Source organism: Saccharopolyspora elongata (assembly GCF_004348985.1).
Classification (GTDB): Bacteria; Actinomycetota; Actinomycetes; order Mycobacteriales; family Pseudonocardiaceae; genus Saccharopolyspora; species Saccharopolyspora elongata.
Genome location: NZ_SMKW01000189.1, coordinates 1 through 3,317 on the forward strand (window position 1 = coordinate 1; position 3,317 = coordinate 3,317).

Genomic DNA, 3,317 nt, shown 5'->3' on the forward strand with positions numbered 1-3,317 from the left:
TAGAGAACCAGATCATCCAGTGGCGTCCGGGAAAGAAAGACGAAGGCGGCCCGCAGACACTGGAGGAATACCTGAAGAAACTCCCCTTGGGCAACGGCCAACAACTACCCCTCACCCGTAACGGGAGCGGCCACCTTGATCCCGTCACGCAGCAGCTCGTGTGGCAATGGACACAAGGCCTGCACGGACAGGAAATCGCCTCCGAGGTGGCGAGACTGTCCGGCGGCCTGGTTTCCCCACCGACCGTGTCCAAGTGGTGGAAGAAAGAAATTGAGGAGCGCAAACGTCATGCTTCTTCAGGTAGTGATCAGCACACGCTCGAGCCGCCGAAGAAACGGGTGAGGACGGAACTTCTTGGTTCGGAGAATGACGATAACGATACCGTTATGGATGATGCCGGTTTGATGATGCCGGGCGCAGGTGATACCGCCAATGAGGGCAGCGGCGGCTTTAGCGGCAGGAACGAGGACATCTCCAGGCTGACCCAGCTCGCCAGACTCGCGCTCGCGTCCAGCGAGTTCGAGGTACCGCACGCGCAACGCACAACGGCGAGGGCGTTGGGGCTGCAAATCCGCGATGTCGCAGCCGACGGGGACTGCTTCTACCAGTCGGTTGTGGATTCCGTGCCGCAGGAGGAGTGGGACCGACGCGGTTATGCGCGGACCGTGCCGGGATTGCGTCACGCTCTCGCTGACTACCTTCTACAAGACGATAGCCACCTCTCCTATTTCGCCGCCCTCGCCAACGGCGATGACATGCAGGCCACACTGCAGCTACAGGAAGCCGCAGCCAACATACGCAAATCCAGGACCTGGAACAACGACGGCGGTGACATCGCTCCCCAGCTCGTCGCCGACTTGCTGGACGTCAACATCAAGGTGATCGGCCCCGACGGTGTCCTGTCCACCCAGGGCACCGTCGACGACGGCACGAGGCGAACCTACTACATCGTCTACAACGGCACAAACCACTACATGGCCACCCAGCGCCTGCAAGACACCCACACCGTCGAAACCGCTGGAGAACAACGACGCGACCCTATTGCGCCGCACCCCGCACAGCACACCATCTCCCCACGAACACAGTATCCGGATCCCACCGGCGCCTCGGGACACACCACACCGCACCGCCACAATACGTCCGAGATGACAACAGCCTCCCGCTACACCGAAAATGCGGGGCAACCCTTTATCCGCCATCTCGACCAGGCCAGGACCGAGCTGACTTGGCCCGCGAACTCCCGGTATTCCGACGACAAGGATGACGAGCTGCGCATCGTGCGTGCCATCGACACACACACCGTCACGCCAGCAGCCGGCATGGACGACATGTTCCCCTGGCGGGACAGCGCTGACCCCGCACGCCGCGTGTTCGCCCCCTACGCCGACGAGCACGGAAACGTGCACCCCCTCGTACGGAAGAATGCTGACCAGATCACCGCCCGCATGTACGCCGCGGGCAGGAACCTACTGGCCGGTATCGCGGCAGACGCCAATGACACACGGCTACCCAACTCCGCAATGGACCGCCTCAAAAACCGGGTATGGCCGCAGCTGGAAAAAGCCGTGGCCCAGGAGATCAGACGCCTCACCCTCGGAGATCCCAATCCCTCTTTCCCGGTACGCGTCCGCACAGTGGAACACAAACACGTCCGGCCGCACGAACACATTCTCGTCGGCCAAAGCGGACTTTTCCTGTCCCCCTCGCCCGCCGACATGTTCCTCGATGAACAGCCATCACTTCTCAACGGCCGCATCCTCGGCGTCTACCTCGGCGCAGTCATCCGCGACCAGCACTCTCTGGACAACTGGAGAACCAGGTACAGCGCATTTCCCGCCTACGCAATGAATCTCGACGCCGAGCCCAGCCTGGAACACCACCTCATGTCCGCGGAAGGCGCAGCCAATTCCATCGCGTTCGCCAACACCGCGGTCACCGAAGGCCCCGAACCCGCCATCGACCTAAATCGAGTCAACGCCCAATTTGTAGAGTTCAGAGTAAATATGCCCACCAACACCGGACAGCTACGCTCTCAGTCCATCATGGTACTCATCGCCCTAGACAACGCATTCGACATCCTCACCAACCCATATGGGATCATCATCGCAGACTACGGCGACGGCTATGTCGACCTCTTCAAAAAAACAGACAACAATGTAAAAGAAGAACCAGCCGACTGAGCGAATTTCACGAGCGGACGCAGACAGCATTCACTCCAATGAGGTGATCTCAGTGGGGTGGGGCTTAGCTTCTTGAGAGATGTGGACGTGGGGTCCTGGTAGAAGAGGTCTCACCACAAGATCGTCTTCTGTAAGGCCAGGACCCCACGTGATCACTTATCGTGCCACGCTTGATGTCGCAGACGAACTCGCCCACGACCTCAGCAGGCTGCTGACCGAGGAACGCCGACGTCGTGGGACCCCGCTCGGACGGCGCGCGTTATCACCGTTCAAACAGGCGGTGATGGGGCTGCGGTGGTTTCGCGATCGCACCGCCATCCCCGCACTCGCCCGTGACAACAGCATCTCCCGCGCGACCGGATACCGGTATATCGACGAGGTCATCGAGGTGCTGGCCGCCCAGGCCCCGGATCTGCATCAGGCCCTGCGCAAGGCCCGAAACGACGGCGCCCTCTATGTGATTTTGGACGGGAAGCTGTTCTCCTGCGACCGGATCGGCGAGAAGACCACCAGCGTCAAAGGCACCGAGATCGACCGGTGGTACTCCGGAAACACCGCGAACAAGGCGGCAACATCCAGGCGCTGACCACACCGGAGGGATTCCCGATCTGGGTCTCGCCGGTCGAACCCGGCTCGGTCCACGACATCACCGCCGCCGAACACCACGTCCTCGGCGCGCTGTACTGGGCCGCCTCCCAACTTGACCTGCCCACCCTCGCCGACGGCTGCTACCAGGGCGCCGGCGCCGGAGTCCACATCATCATCAAGCACTCCAAAACCGGACAAGGCCGCCCACTAGACGCCGACAACCGCACCTATAACCTGCTCCTACGCAGCCTGCGTGCCTTGGGAGAACGCGGATTCGCCCTGCTCACCGGACGCTGGCGCACGCTCCAACACATCACCGCCAGTCCCCGCAAAACCAGCGACATCGTCCAAGCCGCACTCGTCCTCACCCACCACGAACACGGCTACACATAACCCACTGAGATCACCTCAGTGGGGAGTTCCCCTCTTTGTCAGGATGAGATGAGACACCTGGTGTGAGTGCCGGGTATGAGTGTGAGGGCGGGATCGGAGATCCTGGTAGTCGTGTCCACTTCATCCAACGACAGGTCGGGTCGGTCGGGTGGGCAG

The 3,317-nt window shown here is 61.4% G+C and carries 1 protein-coding gene and 1 pseudogene; both read left to right on the forward strand.

Annotated elements, in window-relative coordinates:
• Positions 1-2,180: OTU domain-containing protein (locus tag E1288_RS47750; RefSeq protein WP_408014321.1), on the forward strand; the 2,180-nt coding region annotated here is incomplete at its 5' end.
• A gap of 148 nt (positions 2,181-2,328) precedes the next feature.
• A pseudogene (locus E1288_RS46100) lies at positions 2,329-3,161 on the forward strand (transposase family protein).
• The last annotated feature ends 156 nt before the right edge of the window (positions 3,162-3,317 follow it).